At 71.2% G+C, this 22,527-nt stretch carries 11 protein-coding genes; 1 reads left to right on the forward strand and 10 read right to left on the reverse strand.

Annotation, left to right across the window (positions count from 1 at the left end; genetic code table 11):
• Nucleotides 1–36: 36 nt before the first annotated feature.
• From D6270_RS15005 to D6270_RS15015, 3 genes are all read right to left on the reverse strand, one after another.
• Nucleotides 37–1,350, reverse strand: a complete 1,314-nt coding sequence (locus D6270_RS15005) for a radical SAM protein (protein ID WP_158650519.1) — start codon at nt 1,348–1,350, stop codon at nt 37–39.
• An 80-nt stretch (nt 1,351–1,430) separates the two neighbouring features.
• Nucleotides 1,431–1,814, reverse strand: coding sequence for a hypothetical protein (locus tag D6270_RS15010; protein ID WP_109164938.1), 384 nt, complete (start codon nt 1,812–1,814; stop codon nt 1,431–1,433).
• Nucleotides 1,815–2,217: 403 nt separating this feature from the next.
• Nucleotides 2,218–4,116 carry a hypothetical protein gene (locus D6270_RS15015; protein WP_158650520.1) on the reverse strand — a complete coding sequence of 633 codons (1,899 nt, stop codon included), beginning with the start codon at nt 4,114–4,116 and terminating at the stop codon, nt 2,218–2,220.
• A 478-nt stretch (nt 4,117–4,594) separates the two neighbouring features.
• On the opposite strand from D6270_RS15015, the gene D6270_RS15020 reads away from it, so the two are divergent.
• Nucleotides 4,595–9,616: a non-ribosomal peptide synthetase gene (locus D6270_RS15020; protein WP_109164936.1), complete on the forward strand. Its 5,022-nt coding sequence runs from the start codon at nt 4,595–4,597 to the stop codon at nt 9,614–9,616.
• 60 nt (nt 9,617–9,676) lie between these two features.
• On the opposite strand, the gene D6270_RS15025 is transcribed toward D6270_RS15020, so the two are convergent.
• The 7 genes from D6270_RS15025 to D6270_RS15055 form a co-directional block, all read right to left on the reverse strand.
• Nucleotides 9,677–11,452 (reverse strand): ABC transporter ATP-binding protein, encoded by a 1,776-nt coding sequence (locus D6270_RS15025; protein WP_109164935.1) that lies wholly within the window; start codon nt 11,450–11,452, stop codon nt 9,677–9,679.
• Nucleotides 11,449–13,128 carry an ABC transporter ATP-binding protein gene (locus D6270_RS15030; protein ID WP_109164934.1) on the reverse strand — a complete coding sequence of 560 codons (1,680 nt, stop codon included), beginning with the start codon at nt 13,126–13,128 and terminating at the stop codon, nt 11,449–11,451. The genes D6270_RS15025 and D6270_RS15030 overlap by 4 nt, the downstream gene beginning before the upstream one ends.
• On the reverse strand, nt 13,118–13,705 hold the full coding sequence (locus D6270_RS15035; RefSeq protein WP_109164933.1) for a GNAT family N-acetyltransferase: 588 nt from the start codon (nt 13,703–13,705) through the stop codon (nt 13,118–13,120). Before D6270_RS15035 ends, D6270_RS15030 begins: the two co-directional genes overlap by 11 nt.
• 227 nt (nt 13,706–13,932) lie before the next feature.
• Nucleotides 13,933–15,138, reverse strand: coding sequence for a DNA polymerase III subunit delta' (locus tag D6270_RS15040; protein ID WP_109164932.1), 1,206 nt, complete (start codon nt 15,136–15,138; stop codon nt 13,933–13,935).
• Between the two features lie 142 nt (nt 15,139–15,280).
• Nucleotides 15,281–18,526, reverse strand: a complete 3,246-nt coding sequence (tmk, locus tag D6270_RS15045; RefSeq protein ID WP_109164931.1) for a dTMP kinase — start codon at nt 18,524–18,526, stop codon at nt 15,281–15,283.
• Nucleotides 18,527–18,711: 185 nt separating this feature from the next.
• Complete coding sequence (topA, locus tag D6270_RS15050) at nt 18,712–21,591, reverse strand: type I DNA topoisomerase (protein WP_109164930.1); 2,880 nt, start codon at nt 21,589–21,591, stop codon at nt 18,712–18,714.
• A gap of 281 nt (nt 21,592–21,872) precedes the next feature.
• The gene (locus tag D6270_RS15055) at nt 21,873–22,070 is read right to left on the reverse strand and encodes a hypothetical protein (protein WP_109164929.1); all 198 of its coding nucleotides are present in this window, start codon (nt 22,068–22,070) and stop codon (nt 21,873–21,875) included.
• Between the last annotated feature and the right edge of the window lie 457 nt (nt 22,071–22,527).

The following is a 22,527-nucleotide window of genomic DNA, read 5'->3' on the forward strand; positions in this document are numbered from 1 at the left end:
GGGAGCTCCGGCCGGTGGCCGGAGCTCCCCCGCGTATCACTGAAGTGCGGTGTTGTCCGCGACGGCGAGGGCGAGACCCTCGTTGAAGAAGCCGCAGAAGTCGTCGGTGGGGATCTGGGTGCGGCGCAGCAGCCGTTCGTTCTGCGAGGGACCGCCGCAGATCGCGAGCGCCGGGCAGGTCTTGCAGCCGTCGAAGGGGTGCAGGTCCTTCGCGGCCCGCCCGAGCAGCGAGTGGTCCTTACGGATCTGGTCGAGGGTGAAGATGAAGCGTGGGTCCCGCCAGTTGAGGTCGAGCAGGCTGATGCGGCCGCCGGGGAGCAGGGCCGCGTTGACGCCGCCGCATCCCTGGAGGTGCTCGAAGACCCGCGGGCGACGGGAGTCCAGCGCCTGGTAGATGCGGTCGAGGTGGGAGAAGAGCATGCCGCCGCGCGAGAGGGCCCGCATACGCGCCTGGTAGAGGTTGCGCGCCAACTCCGGACCGTGGGCGATCCAGGTGCCGTGGGCGGGGATCGGCGTGTTCACGTAGAGGAACTTGATGCCCAGCGACAGGATGTAGTCCACGATCTCGGGCAGTTCGTGCACGTTCCACTGCGTGGGGGTGACGTTCGCGCCGACGTGGATGCCGGCTTCCAGCATCCGCTGGATATTGCGGTGGATGCGCTCGTCGGCGGGCTTGCCCGACAGGAGCAGCCGTTCGTTGGAGTTGGTCGGCGGCGGGCCGTCGATGGAGACCCCGACGCCGTACCGGAATTCCTTGAAGTGGGCTATCAGATCATCGTTGATCTTCGCCCCGTTGGTCACGACCGTCGGCTGGATGCTGCCGACGTCGAATTTCTCGGCGAGTTCGCGGGCGTAGTGGTCGCCCGCCATCATCAGGTCCGGCCGGATGGTCGGCTCACCGCCGAACCACTGGTAAGTGACCTCCGGCCGTCCCCGATTCACTTCGAACAGCAGGTCGAGACCGAGACGCAAGTCCTCCTCGGTCAGGTCCGGTGCTCCCGTATTGGTGTCGACGAAACAGTACGAGCACTTCATGTTGCACTTGTCCGTCACCACAATGCGGTATCCGGCGATGTGGCTCGGCTGACCGCTGATCCCCAGGTGTGCCAGGTGGTTCACGACATCGCCGGGAAGGTCCACGGCGTCTCCGTTTCCGGGGGTGAACCCGTACTCCGAGAGTGTTTCCGCGATCCGCCCGTCGTCGCCCTCGCGCACCGCGCGGGTCTCCGCGGCGTCGAGGTACACCGTCTCCAACCGGACCGGGTCGAAGATCGCTGCACTCTCGCCGAGGTCGAACAGGAAATACCGATCCCATGCCCGTTCGACCGGCCGAGTCGTCGCCTTGTCCATTCGAAGTTTCCTCACTCGCTCGGTCATGCCGGATTCTTACCGGTGGGGCCCGTGCGGGCCCCACCGTCGGACCGGAGTGCTCAGCCGGCCTTCGGCTCCCCGGCCTCGTCGTCGTACGTCTCGACCGTGAGGCCCTGCTTGTCCATGACCTCCTTGACGATGGAGGTGTACTGGGACTTCAGCTGCTCGGAGTTCTCCGGCGTGGCTCCGTCGGCCAGCACGATGATCCCCGGGAGCGAGGGGTTGGGGGCCATGACGACGATCCCCGGCGGGTCCAGGCTCACGGCCATGACGGCGTTTTCGAGCGGAACCCAGTTGATCTTTTCCTTGACGTCTTCCATGACGTCCTGCTGACGCGTCTGGAAGGCTTCGCGCTCACCGAACCAGACGCCCGACTTGCCACGGGAGCCGACGGCGTCGGCGTACAGCAGATGGTCGTCCTTACGTTCCCTCGGCGCTGCCATAGAGATACACCCTTTCCATGGATCGATTTTGTTGCGCCTGCGTTCCACTCTTCCGCTAGCCGAAAGGAAGGTGGGGCTCTGCAAGAAGAATCCTTGCATGTTGTCGCGCTCATGTCATCCCCTCCTATTTCTCGGAGGTGACCAGATCTTGGTGGTGCCCGGACAGCGGGTTCGGTAAGGCTGGGCAGAGTTGAATTCCCGGTGGGCTTCAAGGCGTTCCCACAAGGGTGGTCTTATGTCTGTCAGGCGGGGAGAAGAAAAAGGGAGCGGGAGATCTCACTCCGTCGGCTTTTCCCGCCGCTTGGTCCACCTTCGACCGGCCGGGCCATGAAAGGTCGGGAAAAGGGGTCGGGCCGGTCGATTTATCGGCTGGAAAGATCTGGCAAGAGAGGTACTGACGGGCTCAGGAGAGCCGCAGGATGACCGGACTCATCAGGTGGACGCCGTCGAGTAGGGCGATGACGAACCCCGAGTGGACATCGGGGCGCGCTCCTGGGGACGACAGTGCCAGGGAGGCGGTGAAGGTGTGGGAGCTTCCGGGCGGGATCGTGACCGCCTCGCTGTGCCACGTCGGCAGTACGGGAGGCTCGTAGAAGGCGCGGAACGCCATACCCACCGCTCCGCGCACCGTGCGGTCACCGGTGTTGGTGACGGTCCGGGTCAGGGTGCCGGGTGCGGCCCGGTCGGCGTCGGTGTCCACGCGTCCGCCGATGAGGAGAGTGGGTTCACCCTCCTCGGTGGACCACCAGACGTCGCCGCACCGGCGGCACTGCAGGGTCTGGACGGTCAGCCGGTGGTCCACCGCGTGCCGCAGTACGAGGTGCTGGCCCCGGTCGGTCCCGCAGCTGGTGCAGGGCGCGTCACGGCGCGCCATCCGGTGGAAGGCGGGAGAGGCGTCGCCGAGGAAATCGGCTCCGTCCCGTTGGATCATGGCTGCGGTCCGAGCGATCAACTCCTCCTGGAAGACTGCGATCTCGTCGTCCAGAACGCTCACGTCCTCGCCGAGTCCGGGACGGTCCGGCTCCTCCGCCAGAGCGCGGACGCGGGCGCGTGCCGCCCGCAGCGGTTCCTCGTCGATGTCGACCTCCAGCCACGCCAGCCGCTCGCAGCCGGGGATCACGGAGTCGTGCAGGTAGTGCAGCCTCTCCAGGGCCGAGGCGGTGGTCGCGGCCTGCTCCGGCTCGGGAGGCCCGCCGGTGTAGCGGAGTACGAGTCCGGGGTCCCCCGCCAGGCCGAACACCGCAAGGCCGCCGCGCGCGCCGTCCTGGCCGCTGTTCATCTCCGCGACGATCTCCCCCAGCGGCAGCCCGGCGCGCAGCCCGCGTTCGAGCAGTCGCTCGGCGCCGGGCTCGGCGTTGTGCGAGCCCATGCCGCCGATGACCGCGACGGCGGTTCCTTCGAGGAAGCCGCCCCCGATACCCACCGCCTCCGGATAGGGGCTGACACCGGCGGACACCGCGCCGCAGCTCTGCGAGAAGACGAGGACCGCGTGCAGATCGGCGGCCCGGACGCGCTGTCCTTCGTCCAGGTCGGCCCGGAAACAGCCCTCGCCGCGCAGGCAGGAAGGGATGCGCAGATCGGCGAGGAGAGGGCGTTCGGGGACGAGCGGGCCCGGGGCGGTGGCGGCACCGGGGAGTGAGGGCAGGCCCAGGAAGCCGGCCCCCTCGTCCGTCCGCCCGCAGATCACCCCATCGGGCAGGCCGAGGCTGCACTCGCGGCCGTGGAGGTGGTACGTGACGAGCTGGTGCCGTGTCCCGTACAGGGCGTCCAGCTCATCCATCTCGACCGCGTCGGCCGACAGGTCGTCGCTGTGGAAGGAGTTGGTCACGACGAAGGCGCCGGGGCTGGAACGGTGCTCGGGGACCAGACTCCGGTACACCAGGCAGACCAGCGACGCCGGGGTCCGGGCGCTCACCACGCCGGCCCTCGGGTTGCGGGCTCCCGGCCAGTCCCCGGCGTTCTCCAGCTCGTCCGCCAGGGCGACCACGGCGACCGGGCCGCTCTGCTCCCCGACGGTGCGGACGACATCCCCGACGGGAACGTGGAGATGCGGCCGCTCCGTCGCGATGGCGAGCAGCCGCCCGCAGGCCCGGCCCACCTCGCCACCGGTCGACACCACGGATCCGGCCCGTGGGGTCGTCACCACCGCGGGTAACGCACCGTCGCCGAGAGAGAGGAAGCGTCTCAGCGCGCTGCCCTCCAACAGGGGGAAGGGGTCCCCCCGTTTCCAGGTCAGCGCCGCCTCGACCAGGTCTTCCTCGGACGTGAACACAGATGTGTCCCGGCCGGCTTTGCCTATCATCCAGTTACTCCTCGCTCAGGGTGAGGACTTTCTCGTGCCGCCGCCCGCGAGAGCGGACGCCGACATCCGGGGTGGGTAGGAACTCGGGCCGCCGATCCCGGAATCGGCGGTCAGAGAGGGAGGCCGCACGCGGTCGTCCCCTGGCCTGACGTGGTCTCGTGGAAGGCTGCGGAGAGAGGCCTTCCAGTCATCGTCACTTCCCCACCGTCCGGCGGGTCAATCTCACCAATCACGCTCGACACAACACCTGTACAACGTTGTCGAGCGAGGAGGTCCAAGCACCCTGGCACACCCTCAGATCGGCTGTCCAGGGTGCCTTGGACGCGGGAGAACGGCATGGTGAACGCTTTTCGGACGGCCTGGGTGAACCGTCGTCGGCCACCCCGAGATCCGGCTAGCATCCCGCACCGAGACCCCCGGCGAACCCCGGCCGCACGTGCCGAACGGGGTCCTGGCGCCTCCGGAGAAAGGACCGAACATGGCGGGAAAGAGCCGTTCCCTCATCGCGGAGATCTTCTCCGAACAGGTCGCCGCGCGGGCAGACCATCCCGCCGTGCTCTGCGAGGGACGCCGACTGACCTATGCACGACTCGACCAGGAATCCGATCTGATCGCAGCGCGTCTGGCGGAGAGCGGCGTCGGGGACGGCGACATCGTGGGCATCGCCCTGCGGCGGTCGGAACTCTGTGCCGTGGTCTGGCTGGCGGTCGCGAAGGTCAACGGCGTATGCCTCTGGCTGGATCCTGACTACCCGGCCGATCGGCTCGCCTTCATGATCGCGGACGCGGCGCCCACGGTTCTGGTCATCGCACCGGACGCCGACGGGGCGACGCGTGAGCTGGCCGAAGGCCTGCGCACCGTGACCGTCGGGCCGGCCTTCGCCGACGCCGGACCGCTCGCCCCGGACACCGCGCGCTCCCTGCCTCCGCGCCGGACCGCCCCTGCGCAGAGCGCGGCCTACGTGATCTACACGTCCGGAACGACCGGACGCCCCAAAGGGACGATCCTCACGTCCACCGGTCTGCGGAGTCTGCTGGCCACCGCGGTTCAGGGGTTCGGCGCGGGCCGGGACAGCAGGGTCCTGCAGTTCACGTCGATGAGCTTCGACGTGGCCTTCCTGGAGATGTCCATGGCTCTCCTGCTCGGTGGAACGCTCGTCGTGGTCCCCGGTGAACGCCGGGTGGCCGAACCGGCCTTCCTCGAACTGCTCCGCGAACAGCGCGTCACCCATGCGGCGTTGCCGCCGGCCTTTCTCGAACTGCTGCCGGAGGAGAGCCCTCTGCCCGATGGCCTCACCATCATGACGGGCGCCGACAAGGTGCCGCTGTCCCTGGCCGGCCGCTGGGCACGGCGGGCCAGAGTCGTCGCGTGCTACGGCCTGACCGAGGCCACCGTCAACTCCACCCTCTGGGACTACGACGCCTCCTGGGACGGAGCGGTCGCGCCGCTCGGCACCGAGGACCCCGGCACGGTCGCCCACCTCCTCGACGACTCCCTGCGACCGGTCCCCGCCGGGCAGCCGGGAGAGCTGTACCTCGGTGGTGACGGACTGGCCCGAGGCTACCTCCACCGCCCGGCGCTGACCGCCGAGCGTTTCGTGGCCGACCCCTACGGCGCTCCCGGTGCGCGGATGTACCGCACCGGGGACCGGGCCGTCCGCCACGGCTCCGGGGTCCTGGAGTTCCTCGGCCGGGTCGACGGCCAGCTGAAGATCCGCGGCCACCGCATCGAGCCGACCGACGTGGAGTCCGTCCTGCTGCGCCACCCTTCGGTCGCCCAGGCCGTCGTCACCTCCCACGACGACACCACGGGCGGCGCGGAGCTGGCGGCGTACGTCGTGCCGGCCGAAGGAGCGGAGATCGACGCCCGGGAGCTGCGTCGTCATGTGGCCCGGACGCTGCCTCCCTACATGGTGCCCAGCCTCCTGGTCCCGGTGTCCGGTCTGGCGACGCTGCCGAGTGGCAAGCTCGACCGGCGCGCCGTCCTCCGGACGTCCGCGGCGCATCTGCCCGCCGAGGCCGGTGAAGCCGGTGAGGAGGCTCTGCGGCAACTCCTTTCGGCCGTGCTCGGCTGCGACGAGGAGGAGTTCGACGACGGATTCGACTTCGTCGCGCTCGGAGGCCACTCGCTGACAGCCATGCGGCTCGCCACCGAGTGCCGACGGCTGTTCGGGCGCGAACCGTCGATGCGGGACGTCTTCGCCGCCCGCCGGGCAGGCGACCTCCTGGCCTGTCTCGCCAGCAGTGGTCCGGACCGGCCGCGGCCGGGTCGACGAGGGGGTGAACCCGTCCTCCTCTCCCACGAGCAGGAAAGGCTCTGGCTGCTGGAGGCACTGTCGGGCGGTGGCACGCACTACCACGTGCCCTGGGCCTGGCAGGTGCACGGCGACCTGGACCCGGAAGCCCTGCGCGGCGCGCTGGAGGATCTGGCCGCCTGCCACGACATCCTGCGCACCCGCTTCCCGGCCGTGGACGGTACCCCGCGCCAGGAGATCCTCCCGCCGCAGGGATACACCCCGGACTACGCCGTTCTTCCGGTCGACGGACAGGACCTGAGCGCCGCGCTGGAGGAGGCCGCCCGGGAGTCCTTCGACCTGGCGACCCGGCCCCCGTGGCGCGTCCGGGTCCTCACCGCGCCCGACACCCCGCCGACGGTCCTGATCTGCCTGCACCACATGGTCGTCGACGACTGGTCCGTCGACCGGCTGGCGACGCAGCTTGAGCAGGCGTACGCGGCCCGGCTCGATCCGGGACTCGCACCCCCGGCCCGCCCGGCGCTCCAGTTCGCGGACTTCAGCACCTGGCAGCGGCGCGTCCACGACACCCCCACGGAAGGCCCCGAGAGCGGTGGTGTGGGTTTCTGGCGGGAATTCTTGCGTGGTGTGCCGGTGGAGTCGGGGGTGCCGTTGGATCGGGTGCGGCCCGATGTGCCGGTGGTGCGGGGGGAGCGGTTGGTCCGGCGGTGGTCGGATGAACGCCACGCTGGGGTGAGGGAGTTGGCGCGGGCAGCGGGGTCGAGTGTGTACATGGTGGTGCACGCGGCGCTGGCGGCGGTGTTGGCGGAGTCGGGGGCGGGTCCGGATGTGGTGGTGGGGTGTCCGGTGTCGACGCGTCGAGGGGAGGGACTGGAGGACGTCGTCGGGTTCTTCGTGAACACGGTCGCCCTGCGGTGTGACGTCGGCGGTGACGTGTCGTTCGGTGAGCTGTTGGTGCGGGTGAGGGATGCGGATCTGGGTGCGTTCGATCGGGGTGATGTGCCGTTCAACCGTGTGGTGGAGGCGGTCAACCCGCCGCGGCATCCGAGCCGTAACCCGCTCTTCCAGGTACTCCTCGCCCAACAGCACCACGTGGGCCGCGCCCCCGGACTTGGAGACGCGCCCGGTACCCCCCTCCCGGTCAGCACCGGCAAGGCCATCTTCGACATGGCCATCGACTTCCAGGAACTTCCCGGCGGGGGGATGGAGTTGACGGTGGAGTTCGGTGCGGAGGTGTTGGACCGTTCGACGGTCGGAGCGGTGGTGGACGGGATGGAGAGGCTGCTGGACGGTGCGGTGGCCGGGGAGGAGCGGGTGATCCGCGCGGTCCAGCGGGTTCCGTCGGTGACCGAGGGCGCGTCCGAGGCGGAGCCGGGCGTGGTGGCGGGCGAGGAGACGGTCGCCGTGTTGCGGAGGCTGTTCTCCGAGGTGCTGGACCAGCCTGACGTCCGGGACGAGGACAGCTTCTTCGACCTCGGCGGCCACTCGCTCACCGCCATGCGCCTCATCAACGCCATCGAACGCGAACTGGGCGTACGTCCCCGGGTCGCCGCCCTCTTCGGCCACCCGACACCGGCCGGTCTGGCGCGCCACCTCCCGGCCGATCCGTCCGCTCCGCCGGAGCTGGGCGGCTCCGCGCCGGGCCGGGGGCCGGTGCCGCTCTCGTACGAGCAGGAGCGGCTCTGGATCCTGGAGGCGATGTCCGGCGTCGGCACGCTGTACCACGTCCCGTGGGCGTGGCGGACCCGTGGCCCGCTCGATACGGCCGCGCTGCGCGGGGCGATGGAGGATCTGGCGACCGGCCACGCGATCCTGCGCACCCGGTTTCCCCAGGTGGACGGCGTCCCCGTGCAGGATGTCCTTCCCCCCGGCCGTTCGCCGCTGGACTTCGCCGAACTCTCGACCGACGAGGAGAAGGTGGCGGACGCGGTGGCCGCCGCCGCCCGGTCGACCTTCCGCCTGGAGGACGAACCACCCCTCCGTGTCAGAGTGTTCAGGCTCCAGGATGACGACCATGTGATTCTGATGTGCCTGCACCACCTCATCACCGACGACCGGTCGATGCCGCGGCTCGCCGCGGAGCTGTCCCGGGCGTACGCGGCCCGGCTGCGAGGAGGCCCGGTGCTGAGCACCCCCGCTCACCCGCAGTTCGCGGAGTACGCCCGATGGCAGCGCCGTACGTCGCGGAGCGAGCCGGACTCTGCCGATGTGGGTTTTTGGCGGGGGGTTTTGCGTGGTGTGCCGGTGGAGTCGGGGGTGCCGTTGGATCGGGTGCGGCCTGATGTGCCGGTGGTGCGGGGGGAGCGGTTGGTCCGGCGGTGGTCGGATGAACGCCACGCGGGGGTGAAGGAGTTGGCGCGGGGGGCGGGGTCGAGTGTGTACATGGTGGTGCACGCGGCTCTGGCGGCGGTGTTGGCGGAGTCGGGGGCGGGTCCGGATGTGGTGGTGGGGTGTCCGGTGTCGACGCGTCGAGGGGAGGAACTGGAGGACGTCGTCGGGTTCTTCGTGAACACGGTCGCCCTGCGGTGTGACGTCGGCGGTGATGTGTCGTTCGGTGAGCTGTTGGTGCGGGTGAGGGATGCGGATCTGGGAGCGTTCGATCGGGGTGATGTGCCGTTCAACCGTGTGGTGGAGGCGGTCAACCCGCCGCGGCACCCGAGCCGTAACCCGCTCTTCCAGGTACTCCTCGCCCAACAGCACCACACGCGACTGGTTCCCGACCTCGACGGGGGAGCCGTCAGCACGCCGTTTCCTGTCGCCTCCGGCGAAGCCGCCTTCGACCTCGCGATTGCCTTCAGTGAACTTCCCCGTGGGGGGATGGAGTTGACGGTGGAGTTCGGTGCGGAGGTGTTGGACCGTTCGACGGTCGGAGCGGTGGTGGACGGGATGGAGAGGCTGCTGGACGGTGCGGTGGCCGGGGAGGAGCGGGTGATCCGCGCGGTCCAGCGGGTTCCGTCGGTGACCGAGGGCGCGTCCGAGGCGGAGCCGGGCGTGGTGGCGGGCGAGGAGACGGTCGCCGTGTTGCGGAGGCTGTTCTCCGAGGTGCTGGACCAGCCTGACGTCCGGGACGAGGACAGCTTCTTCGACCTCGGCGGCCACTCCCTCACCGCCATGCGCCTCATCGCGCGCGTCAAGGAGCACTTCGGTGTACGCGTTCCCGTGCGCACCTTGATGAAGAAGCCGAGGCTCATGTCGCTGGCCGGCGAGATCGAGTCCCGAGCCGACGGCGACGTCCGGTACCGCTGAGCGGGTACGGGAATCCCCCGTGGGTGGGCCCGTGAGGCGGGCCCACCCACGCCTGTCGCCTCAGGGGCCGCCGAGCCCGGCGGGAGACCGAGAGGCCTGCCAGGTGGACCACAGCTCGGCGTAGAGACCGCCGTCCCGCAGCAACTCCTCGTGCGTGCCGGACGCGACCACCCGGCCTTCGTCGAGGACCAGGACCCGGTCGGCGGCGCGGGCGTCGCTGAGCCGGTGCGCGACGACGATTCCCGTACGCCCTTTGAGCGCGGCGTCGACGGCGGCGTTCACCGCCGCCCGGTCCCCGCCGTAGCTCTCGGCGGTGGGCTCATCGAGAACAGCCAGGGGTGGATCCGCGAGCACCAGCCGGGCCAGGGCGAGTTGCTGCCGTTGGACGGGGGACAGCGTCCGTCCGCTCCGCCCGACCACCGTGTCCAGGCCCTCGGGCAGCTCCAGGGCCCAGTCCACCGCACCCACCTGGGCCAGTGCGGCGATCAGCGCGGCTTCGTCGGCGTCGGGTCGGGCGATCGAGAGGTTGTCCCGGACCGAACCGGCGAAGACGTGGCTTTCCTGGGTGACCAGCCCTGTCGCCCTCGGGTCGAGCCGCTGGACGGGCACCCCGCCCAGCGTCACCCAGCCGCGGCTGGGCGTGTGCATACCCGTGACGATCCCCACGACCGTCGACTTCCCCGCACCGCTGGGCCCGACGATCGCCACGCGTTCACCCGGCTCGACCTGGAACGACACGTCCCTGACCGCCGGCCGGCCGTCCCCATAGTCGAACTCCAGACCGGACACCGTCAGACCACCGTCGCTCGGCATCGCACGACCGGAGCGTGCCGCGTCCTCGACGCGTTCCTCGGATGATCCGACGATGCCGGCCAGCCGCGCCAGGGCGGCACCGGCGCACTGCACCTCGTCCAGCAGGTAGAGCAGTGTCCCGACCGGTTCGAAGACCCGCATCAGCAGCAGCACCGCTGCCGAGGCCGCGCCGAGCGACAGCGATCCCGCCCGCACCAGCGCTGAGGCGGTCAGCAGCACCGCCAACAGGCCCAACAGCTCGGCCCCGTTGAGGTGGAGCGAGAACCGGATCCGGGTCACGCAGGTACGCAGAGCCGCCGTTGACCACGCCTGGGACCGCTCCTCGATCCGGCTACGGTGAACCTCCTCCAGTCGCAGCGCACGGAGCGTACGGGCACCCGAGATCCCGGTCAGCAACAACTGGCTCAACCGCGCCTCGGACGTGCGCTCATGGGCGTACTGCGGACCCGAGCGGCGCAGGTAGATCCGGGTGGCCACCGCCCAGACCGGCAGGGGCAGCGCGCCCGCGACGGCCAGGCGCCAGTCCAGCGCCAACAGCCCGAAGCCGGTGACCAGCAGCGTCAGCAGCGCGGAGAGGAAGGCGGGCAGCGCCCCCCGGGCCACATCGGAGGCGACTCCCACGTCCCCGACGGTCCGGCTGAGCACGGTGCCCCGTCCCACCCGCTCCACCGTGGGCAACGGCAGGCCCAAGACCACACCGAGAGCACGCTCACGCACCCGTCCCAGCACGTTCTCGCAGACCAGGGCGGTACGGCCGGTGCCGACCGCGGCGAGGACAGCACCGACCGCCGTCACGACGAGCGCTCCGACGGCGGCCGGCCCGAGCGGACGGCCGCCGCCCGAACCGGTGACCATGTCCACGATCCGTCCGACCAACAGCGGCACCACCAGCACCGAGGCCGAACTCAGCGCCAGGCAGATCACCGCGGTCCAGGCCGCACGGGCCTGACCCCGGCCGCACTCCCGCACCACCTGCCAGGTCTGCTTCACCCCCGCGGTCGGCAGTTCCACGGCAGCGCTCACGCGAACACCGCCGCGGCGTAGGCCGGATGGAGCGACAGCTCAGCGTGCGTACCCGCGTACCCGATCCGCCCGCTGTCGAGCACCACCACCCGGTCGCAGCCGGCGAGCACCGCCGGACTGCTCGTCAGCAGCAGCGTGGTGCGTCCGGCGCGGGCCCGGTGGATGCCGAGCGAGACCCGGTGCTCGGTGGCCGCGTCAGTGGCGCTGAGCGGATCGGCGAGCACCAGCACCGGCGCATCGGTGGCCAAGGCACGGGCGAGCACCACCCGTTGGCGCTGGCCGCCGGAGAGGGAACGGCCCCGCTCCGTGATCTCGGTGTCGAGACCGTCCGGAAGGGCTCGGGCCACCTCGTCGACGCCGGCTGCCCGGATCGAGCGCGCCGCACGGTGGGCGGCGTCCGGACCGGACGCGATGTTCTCCACCACGGAGCCGGGGAACAGCTCCGCGTCGTGCCGGCTCACGGCCACCCGTTCCCGGGCGGCGACCAGCGGCAACTCGCGCAGTTCCACGCCGTCCAGCAGCACGCTCCCCTCGTAAGCGCTCTCCCGCGCCAGCAGGCTGAGCAGAGCGTCGCTCTCCCCGTCGGTCCGGGACACGATGCCGACACGGGAGCCGGCCGGGACCTCCAGGTCGAGTCCGCGCAGCGGCCCGCTCCGCACCCCTCTCAGGCGCAGCGCCCCCGGGCCTGGCTCAGGAGGCGTCAGCGGCCCGTCGGGCACCCGGGCGGGTGCGTGCATCACCTCGTCGATCGCGATACGGGAGGAGGACGCGCGGGCGACCAGTGTTCCCATGGAGGTGAGCCGTTCCAGGGCGGTGGCGATCACCTGCACCAACCCCACGGCCCCCACCAGACCGCCGATGGTCAGGGTCCCGTCCAGCACGGCCGCGCCGCCGAACCAGATCACCCCGACCATGAGCACTCCCGAAGCCGCCGCGTTGACGGCCCGGTAGGCGCTCTCCCAGCGGATGGCCGCCACCCTCGCCTCCACGGCGTCCCGGCTCAGCCGCCGGTAGCGCTCCATGCTCTCGGCCTCGGCGTGGAAACCCTTGAGCGTACGCAGGCCGGTGAGCTGGTCCTCGGCGTGGGTTCCGATGTCCAGCAGGCCGCCGCGCTCCGCGTCGACCCGGGCGACCAGCCGGCGGGACAGCAGCCGGGAGAGCGCGAGCGTGGTCCCGATCCCGGCAGCCAGCAGCGCTGCGAGTGCCGGGGACACCGTCAGCAGGGCCGTGAAGCCGACCGTCATCGAGACGAGAGCCGGGACGACGGTACCGGCCACGGTCGCCAGCTCCGCCCGTTGCCGGGTGTCCCTCAGGACCAGGGTGGTCAGCCCGCCGTCGCCGTGGCCGTGGGCGACGAAGCCGTGTGGCGACAGGATCCGCCGCACCAGCGCGATCCGCAGACCATGGGCCCACGCCAGCTCCGCGGCGTAGTTCAGTCCGCTGCCCAGCGCCCCGGCCAACGCCGTCAGCACGAAGACCGCGGCGAGGGTGACACACCACCACAGGAGCACGGACGGACTCTCGCCCAACGCGGTGTCGATCGCGGCGCCGACCAGCAGGGGCACCACCACGCCACCGGACTGGTGGAGGGCCAGCAGGACGCTGCTGGCCGCGATCCGGGCCGACTGCCCCTCAGCCGTGGTGCGCGGTGGCCGGTCACTGGTATCACTGCGCACGGCGTGGTCCCTCCGCCTGGCCGGAGCCCGTCACCGTCCGGGCCCGAGGGCGGGGACACACGTGCAAGGCGGCCTTCTTGTGGGGCAGTTGAACCGTTCTGACCAGAGCCATCCCCGCCCGCTCCATGACCGTACGGCAGGCGAGATTGCGTACGTCCGGCTCCGCCGCGACACGTCCCGCCTCGGGCGAGCACCGGAACAGGGTCTGCACCAGGTCGCCGACGAAGGCGGTGCCCAGACCTCGTCCGATCAGGTTCTCGTCGGTGATCGCTATGTGGAAGCCCAGATCATGACGGTCCCACGCGTGGAACGTGGCGATGTTGGAGTCCAAGGGCCGGTACACCTCGATGTAGGCGAACTGCCTTGTGCCGTAGGTGATCCGGAACGGTCCGCCTCCGTCGCGTGCGTGCAGTCGGCGTAACTCCTCCGTCCAGCGCTCCGGCGACCATGGCTGGTGCCACGTACGCTCCAGATGCTCCTGTCGCATCCAACGGGACACCAGGCGGCCCTCCTCGGTGGAGCCGCTGAGCGGGTGAGCGGTCCAGGGCGCGGGCAGGTCCAGTCGGTTGGCGATCACAGCCATCCACTCCTGATCGTGTGTCCTCTGCGGATATCACGCAGACAAGCTTGAGCAGGCCGGACAGTTTTGATCAAGAGGGAGACCCTGTCAAGACAGCGTCGGGCGGACGGATCGGGAGCGTCCCGCGGCCGACATCTCTCTGACAGGGCATTCCCCTCGTCCGATGACCGCCCCCTGGCAGCACCCGGCGGAGTGGTGGAAGCCACCCCGCTCCCGCCCCGGCCTCAGCCCGCTCGCAGCGACATCGTCATCGCCTCCACCGCCAGCAGCGGCGCCACATTGCGGTCCATCGCCTGCCGGCACGCGATGACCGCCTCGATCCTGCGCAGCGTCTGCGCGGGCGTGGAGGACTCCGCGATCCGGTCCAGCGAGTCGTGCACATCCACGTTGGCGATGGCGATCCGCGAACCGAGCTGGAGCGCCAGCACATCGCGGTAGAAGCCGGTGAGCTCGGTGAGCGCCAGATCCAGGCTGTCGCGCTGGGTCCGCGTCTTGCGGCGCTTCTGCTTGTCCTCCAGCTCCTTCATCGCCCCCGCCGTGCCGCGCGGCATCCGGCCGCCCGCCACCCCGCCGAGCGCCGCCTTCAGGTCCTCGGTCTCCTTGACGTCCACCTCCTCCGCCATCTGCTTGGCATCGTCGGTGGCCGTGTCGATCAGCTCCTGGGCGGCCTTGAGGCAGCCGCCCACATCCGCGACCCGCAGCGGAACCTTGAGCACCGCCGCCCGCCGTGTCCGCGCCCGCTCGTCGGTGGCCAGACGGCGCGCCCGGCCGATGTGCCCCTGGGTGGCCCGCGCCGCCGCGTGCGCCCGCTCGGGGTCGACCCCGTCCCGGCGGATCAGGACGTCCGCCACCGCCTCCACCGGCGGGGTGCCGAGGGTGAGGTGGCGGCAGCGCGAGCGGATCGTGGGGAGGACGTCTTCGAGCGACGGGGCGCACAGCATCCACACCGTGCGCGGCGCGGGCTCCTCGACCGCCTTCAGCAGCACGTTGCCCGCGCCCTCGGTGAGCCGGTCGGCGTCCTCCATGACGATGACCTGCCAGCGGCCGACCGCCGGGGAGAGCTGGGCGCGGCGGACCAGGTCGCGGGTCTCCTTCACACCGATGGAGAGCAGGTCCGTACGGATCACCTGGACGTCGGCGTGCGTACCGATCAGGCTCGTGTGGCAGCCGTCGCAGAACCCGCAGCCGGGCTCCCCGCCCAGCGCCCGGTCCGGGCTGGTGCACTGGAGCGCGGCGGCGAAGGCGCGGGCGGCGGTGGACCGCCCGGAACCCGGCGGTCCGGTGAACAGCCAGGCGTGCGTCATCTTCGAGCCCTGCTCCAGCGGCTCACCGTCGGAGACGGCCGTGACCAGCGCATCGGCGTCCTTGGCGGCAGCGGCGAGCTGTTCCCTCACCCGGTCCTGCCCGACCAGGTCGTCCCATACGGTCATCGGTCACCGCCCTTCCCATCACGGGGTTCCCGGTGATCCGGCCTGTCGGATCACCTGTCGGATTCCATTGTGGGGGACGCCACTGACAAGTCCGGCCCACCCACCCCTCAGGGGCGGACGGGCCGGACTCCGGACCTGCAGGTCAGCCGCGCGGGCGACGTCCCCGGCCCGTGGGGTCCTCCTCGTCGTGCCCGCCGAGCAGCTCGTCCGCCAGCGTCGGCAGATCGTCCAGCGGGGTCTCCTCGGCCCAGTCCGGACGGGGACGCTTGCGGCGGGGGCGGGACGCGTCGGCCCGGCCCGCGGCCTGCGGGTCCTCGACCTGCGGGAGTTCCCGGGTGCGCTCGTTCTCGCTCTCCGCCGCCGGGCCCTCGTCCCGGAAGTAGCCCTTGGGCACCCGGTCGGAGGGCTGGTCACCGCGTACAGGCGGCAGTACGGCCGTCTCGTCGGCGGCCCGAGCGTCACGGCCGTCCCGGGCGTCGCGCCCCGGCCGCTCGTCCGTGATCCGCGGCAGCATCGCCGTCTCGTCATCCCCGGAACCCGAGCCCGAACCCGAAGAGCCCGAACCCGAGCCCGAGCCCGAAGCGCCCGGCCTCGAAGCAGGGCCCGAACCCGGTCCCTCCTCCGGACGCGCCGCAGGCACCGGCTGTGTGATCTCGTTCGGATTCACGATCGGCGTGGGCACCGTCAGCTCGTTCTCCGGAACGGTCGCCCCCTGCCCCTCCGACCGCGAGGACGCCTCGGGCCGGGGTTCACGGGAAGCCCGCTCGGCCTCAGCCCGCTCGGCCTCGGCCCGAGCCGCCTCCGTACGAGCGGCCGCCTCGGCCTCCGCACGCCGACGCGCCTCCTCGGCCCGTACCAGCGCCTCTTCGGCCTTCCGCTGCTTCTCCAGCCGGAGCGCCTCGGCCTCCTTGCGCAGCCGCGCCTCCTCCTCGGCCTGCTTGCGGAGGCGTTCCTGCTCGGCCTCGCGGGCCCGCTCCTCGGCCTCCAGCCGACGGCGGTCCTCCTCGGCTCGGCGGCGGGCCTCCTCGGCGCGCTGCCGGGCCTCCTCCGCCTGGCGCTCGGCCTCGCGCTGCCGCGCCTCCTCCAGCTCGCGCTGCTTGCGCTCCTCCTCCTCGGCGCGCAGCCGGGCGAGCTGCTCCTGGCGCTCCTTCTCCAGGCGCTCCTCCTCGGCCTTGCGGGCGGCCTCCTCCTCCGCCTTGCGCCGGGCCTCCTCCTCGGCCTTGCGGCGGGCCTCCTCGATGGCCTGGATCTCGGCCTCGGAGAGCGGGAGGAGCCGGTCGAGACGGTGGCGTACGACCGTGGTGATCGCCTCGGGCTCCTGCCCGGCGTCCACCACCAGATAGCGCGTCGGGTCGGCGGCGGCCAGGGTCAGGAACCCGGACCGTACGCGCTCGTGGAACTCCGCCGGCTCCGACTCCAGCCGGTCCGGCGCCTCCGTGAACCGCTCGCGCGCGGTCTGCGGGTCGACGTCCAGCAGCACCGTCAGATGCGGTACGAGTCCGCTCGTCGCCCACCGCGAGATCCGGGCGATCTCGGTCGGGGCCAGATCGCGGCCCGCGCCCTGGTAGGCGACGGAGGAGTCGATGTAGCGGTCGGAGATGACGATCGCGCCGCGCTCCAGCGCCGGGCGGACCACGGAGTCGACGTGCTCGGCGCGGTCGGCGGCGTACAGCAGCGCCTCGGCGCGGTTGGAGAGTCCGGCGGAGGCGACGTCCAGCAGGATGGACCGCAGCCGCTTGCCGACCGGGGTGGCCCCGGGCTCGCGGGTCACGACGACCTCGTGGCCCTTGGAGCGGATCCAGTCGGCGAGCGCCTCGACCTGGGTGGACTTGCCCGCTCCGTCGCCGCCCTCCAGGGCGAGGAAGAAGCCGGTGGCGGCAGGGCCCACGGCGGGGTCGCCGCCGCGCAGGGCCTCGCGCAGGTCGCGGCGGAGCGGTACGCCCGAGCGGTCGTCCGTCTTGGCGAGGACGATCGCGGCGACGGGCAGCAGCAGCGCGCCGATCAGCATCAGCGTGTAGGCCGCGCCGCCGTGGTCGAAGACGAAGTCGCCGCCGCCCAGCCGGTGCTGCCCTATCGCGGCGGCCAGCAGCGGGCCCGCGACCGCGCCGAGCGCGACGAGCACCCGGACGAGGGCCTGGAGGTGCTCGGTGGTCCGGGCCTGGCGGGGCGCCTCGGTCTCCTGGTCGATGATCGCGTGCCCGATGCTGGCGGCGACCCCGGCCGCGTAACCGGCCAGCAGCGCGATCGCGATGCCGGTGGCGGTGTCCGGCACCAGGCCGAGCGCGAGGAGCGCGAGACCCGTGACGGTGGTGGCCAGCGCGAGCAGACGGCGCCGCGACAGGGTGGGCAGCACCTTCCGCGCCGTACGGATACCGAGGGCGGTGCCGCCGGTCAGCGCCAGGATCAGCAGCGCGAACGTGACGGGTCCGCCGCCCAGGTCGTAGGCGTGCAGGACGGACACGGCGGCGGCCGCCGCGATCGCTCCGGCGACGACCGCGCAGACGGCGACGACCAGCCGGAGGGCTCCGGTGCGGCCCTTGTCGGGGCCGCTGCCGGTGGTGGGGCGGCGCAGGCCTTCCAGGGGCGAGCGCGGCCGGGGGGTCTGGGTGTCGGGCAGTTCGAGGAAGTACAGGGTCGTGATGGAGGCCATGAACAGACCGGCCGCGACATACGAACCCAGGGCCGCCTGGTGGAAGGAGAACCACTCCAGGCCCGTGCCGAGGAGGTTGCCGATCAGCGTGGCGACCAGCAGCACCACCGCGGCGGCGGGGACGGCGAGGAAGTTCGTACGGAGTGACAGCCTGCGCAGGGCGTCGAGGTGGTCGGGGAGCGGACGGACGGCGGCGCCTTCGATGGGCGGGGCGGGCAGGAGCGCCGGGGCGGCGCTCTCCTTGGCCACCGCCCACAGGCGCTCGGCTCCACCGGTCACGAAGACGGTGATGAGGATGATCATGAGTGCCTTGTCCGGCACCCAGTCGATCCACAGCGGGGCGATGATCAGCAGGGCGAGCCGCAGCCCGTCCGTCCCGATCATCAGCCATCGCCGGTCCAGTTTTCCGCCGGGCGCGGTGAGCGACGTCAAAGGCCCCAGGAGTACGGCTCCGAAGAGCACGGTGGAAAGGATGCGGGCACCGAACACGGCGGCGACGGCGAAGGCCGCCCCGCGGTATCCGGCCCCGAGTGAGCCCTCCAGGACCGCTGCTTGCAGCGACAACAGCACCAGCACGAGAAGGGCGAGTGCATCGCCGATACCGCCGACGAGCTGGGCGCTCCACAACCGCTTCAGCGGGGGAACACGCAACAGGGCTCGTACGGCGCGCTCGCGTGAGTCTGCGGCAAGTGTGTCGGAGGTGGGGCTCACGACCGTTGGCTGCTCGGCTCGCGTCATCCGCCCAGCCTATCGGCAGCGGTGCGGTGACTGTCGGCCCGTCCGAACATATGGCCGTAGATCATTTCCGGCCAGCTTCCGGAGAGCCCTCTTGACGCGCCGCTGCCCGGCACCTGATCCAGGTGCCGGGCAGCGGGGCGGGCGATCACCGGGGCAGTCAGTCCCCCGGCTCAGTCCTCTCGGACTCAGTCATCCGACGAGGACGACGCCGAAGCCGAAGCTGTCTTCTTCGCCGTCGCCGTCTTCTTGGCGGCCGCGGACTTGGTGGCCGTCTTCTTCGCCGCGGTCTTCTTGGCGGCCGTGGTCTTGGCCGCCGTCGTCTTCTTCGCGGCCGTCTTCTTGGCCGTCGCCTTCTTCGCCGGGGCCTTCTTCGCCGTCTTCTTCTTGGCGGGTCCCTTGGCACGCTTCTCGGCGAGCAGCTCGTAGCCGCGCTCCGGCGTGATCTCCTCGACGCTGTCCCCGGTCCGCAGGGTGGCGTTGGTCTCGCCGTCGGTGACGTACGCGCCGAAGCGGCCGTCCTTCACCACGACCGGCGAACCGCTGACCGGGTCGGTGCCCAGCTCCTTCAGCGGCGGCTTGGCCGCGGCCCGGCCACGCTGCTTGGGCTGGGCGTAGATCGCGAGGGCCTCTTCGAGGGTGATGTCGAAGAGCTGGTCCTCGGAGGTCAGCGACCGGGAGTCGGTGCCCTTCTTCAGATACGGGCCGTACCGGCCGTTCTGCGCGGTGATCTCGACGCCCTCGGCGTCCTCGCCGACGACGCGCGGCAGCGACATCAGCTTGAGCGCGTCGGCGAGGGTGACCGTGTCCAGGGACATGGACTTGAAGAGCGAGGCGGTACGCGGCTTCACCGCGTTCTTGCCGGTCTTCGGGGTCCCCTCGGGCAGCACCTCGGTGACGTACGGGCCGTAGCGGCCGTCCTTGGCGATGATCTGGTGGCCGGTCGCCGGGTCGGCGCCCAGCTCGAAGTCGCCGCTGGGCTTGGCCAGCAGCTCCTCGGCCAGCTCCACGGTCAGCTCGTCGGGGGCCAGGTCCTCGGGGACGTCGGCGCGCTGGTGGCCCTCGGCGTCCTTCTCGCCCCGCTCGATGTACGGGCCGTAGCGGCCGACGCGGAGCTTGATGTCGTTGCCGACCGGGAAGGAGGAGATCTCCCGGGCGTCGATCGCGCCGAGGTCGGTGACCAGTTCCTTCAGGCCGCCGAGGTGGTCGCCGTCGCCGTTGCCCGCGTCGGATGCCGCACCGGCCCCAGCCGTGTCGTCACCCGACTGCGCTCCGAAGTAGAAGCGCTTCAGCCACGGCACGGACTGGGCCTCGCCCCGCGCGATGCGGTCGAGGTCGTCCTCCATGCGGGCGGTGAAGTCATAGTCGACGAGTCGGCCGAAGTGCTTCTCCAGCAGGTTGACCACGGCGAAGGAGAGGAAGGACGGGACGAGCGCCGTGCCCTTCTTGAAGACATAGCCGCGGTCGAGGATGGTCCCGATGATCGAGGCGTACGTCGAGGGGCGGCCGATCTCGCGCTCTTCCAGCTCCTTGACCAGCGAGGCCTCGGTGTAGCGGGCCGGGGGCTTGGTGGCGTGCCCGTCGACCGTGATCTCCTCGGCCGAGAGCGCGTCGCCCTCGGCGACCTGCGGCAGCCGCCGCTCGCGGTCGTCCAGCTCGGCGTTCGGGTCGTCGGCGCCTTCGACGTACGCCTTCATGAAGCCGTGGAAGGTGATCGTCTTGCCGGAGGCGGAGAACTCGGCGTCCCGGCCGTCGCTCGCCCGGCCGCCGATCTTGACGGTGACCGAGTTGCCGGTGGCGTCCTTCATCTGGGAGGCGACGGTCCGCTTCCAGATCAGCTCGTAGAGCCGGAACTGGTCGCCGGTGAGGCCGGTCTCGGCGGGGGTGCGGAAGCGGTCGCCGGAGGGGCGGATCGCCTCGTGCGCCTCCTGCGCGTTCTTGACCTTGCCGGCGTACGTACGCGGCTTCTCGGGGAGGTAGTTCGCGCCGTACAACTGCGTGACCTGGGCCCGGGCCGCGGCGACCGCGGTGTCCGAGAGGGTCGTGGAGTCCGTACGCATGTAGGTGATGAAGCCGTTCTCGTACAGCTTCTGCGCCACCTGCATGGTCGCCTTCGCCCCGAAGCCCAGCTTGCGGCTCGCCTCCTGCTGGAGGGTCGTCGTACGGAAGGGGGCGTACGGGGAGCGCCGGTACGGCTTCGACTCGACGGACCGGACCGCGAAGGACGTGTCGGCGAGCGCGGCGGCCAGGGCGCGGGCGTTCACCTCGTCCAGGTGCAGGGTCTGCGCCGAGCCGGCCTTGAGCTGCCCGTCGGCGCCGAAGTCGCGGCCCTGGGCGATGCGGCGGCCGTCGACCGCGCTGAGGCGGGCGGTGAGGGTCGAGGGGTCGGAGGCGTCACCGGTGCGGCCGGTGGCGAACTTTCCGGTCAGGTCCCAGTACTCGGCGGAGCGGAAGGCGATGCGCTCGCGCTCCCGCTCGACGACGAGGCGGGTGGCGACGGACTGGACACGGCCCGCCGAGAGCTTCGGCATGACCTTCTTCCACAGGACCGGCGAGACCTCGTAGCCGTAGAGGCGGTCGAGGATACGGCGGGTCTCCTGGGCGTCGACCATGCGCTGGTTCAGCTCGCGCGGGTTGGCGACGGCAGCCCGGATCGCGTCCTTGGTGATCTCGTGGAAGACCATCCGGTGGACCGGGACCTTGGGCCGCAGGACTTCCTGGAGGTGCCACGCGATGGCTTCGCCCTCGCGGTCCTCATCGGTGGCGAGGAAGAGTTCGTCGGACTCGGCCAGCAGCTGCTTGAGCTTCCTGACCTGCGCCTTCTTGTCGGCATTGACCACGTAGATGGGCTGGAAGTCGTTCTCGACGTCCACCCCGAGGCGGCGTACCTCGCCGGTGTACTCGTCCGGGACCTCGGCCGCGCCGTTCGGGAGGTCGCGGATGTGCCCGACGCTCGCCTCGACGACGTATCCGGGGCCGAGATAGCCCTTGATCGTCTTCGCCTTGGCAGGCGACTCGACGATGACGAGTCGGCGGCCGCCCTGTGCGGTCTCGCTGGTCGGGGACAACTTCGCTCTTCTCTCCGGTCGACACTCGATGGGCATCCGGGCAGCGTCGGAACGCTTCCCGCGGTGCTGTCGCTGCGGAGTGTGACGGTACAACCCGCCCCCGTGTCAAACGGCAAAAGCCCGCAACGGCCACTCGAACGGTAACCCGACTTCCGCCATTCCTGCCGCCCGGACCGTCGGGTCCGCGCCGTGCGAAGCCCGGGCCTGCGGCGTTTCCGGGGTGGTCGCGGAGCCCCTCGGGCGCCCCCTCGACCCGGGCGCGGCCCCGGCGGGGGCGGGGATCAGACGAGCATGAAGCACCACACGCCGAGGACCAGGAAAACTACGCCGAAAAGTGTCGTGAGTGCGGTGGAGGCGACGGGGCTCACACCGTGCAGCACCGGCGCGCGGCGCAGGGCGCGCGCCCCGGTCCAGACGAGGAGCGCGGCGCCGAACAGCCCGAAGGCCGTACCGGCGAAGACTGCTGCGACGCTCTCCATGCCGTACCCCTAGACCCTGTCGTACCGCCCGAGCCCGTCGTACGGCCCGATCATGGGGGAGGCTGCCACCCCGGGGCGTCGCTGACGCGAACCCCGGGTGAACAGCGCACAGCCACCGGGAGTACCGGGACCGTCACATGACGTCAAGGGGCGCGCGGCGGCGGCTGCCCCGCTCGAAGACGGCCAGGAGCACCAGGGCGAGCAGCGCGTACCCCGCTCCGACCAGCGGCTCCGCCCCGATCGGTCCCCCGTCGAGACCGCCGCCCGCAGCCCGCGTCCGGCCGCCTCCATGGCGTGGGTCAGCGGCAGGACATCGCCGGCCAGCCGCATCCCCTCGGGGAGGCCCGCGCGTGGCACGTTGGCTCCGGTCGGCAGGAGCAGTACGGATCCGGCCACGTTGGAGATCAGGAACACGTCACGCAAGCGGAGTCCGAGCGCCTCCAGCGCCAGACCGGAC

This window comes from Streptomyces griseus subsp. griseus (assembly GCF_003610995.1).
In the GTDB taxonomy this organism is placed as follows: domain Bacteria; phylum Actinomycetota; class Actinomycetes; order Streptomycetales; family Streptomycetaceae; genus Streptomyces.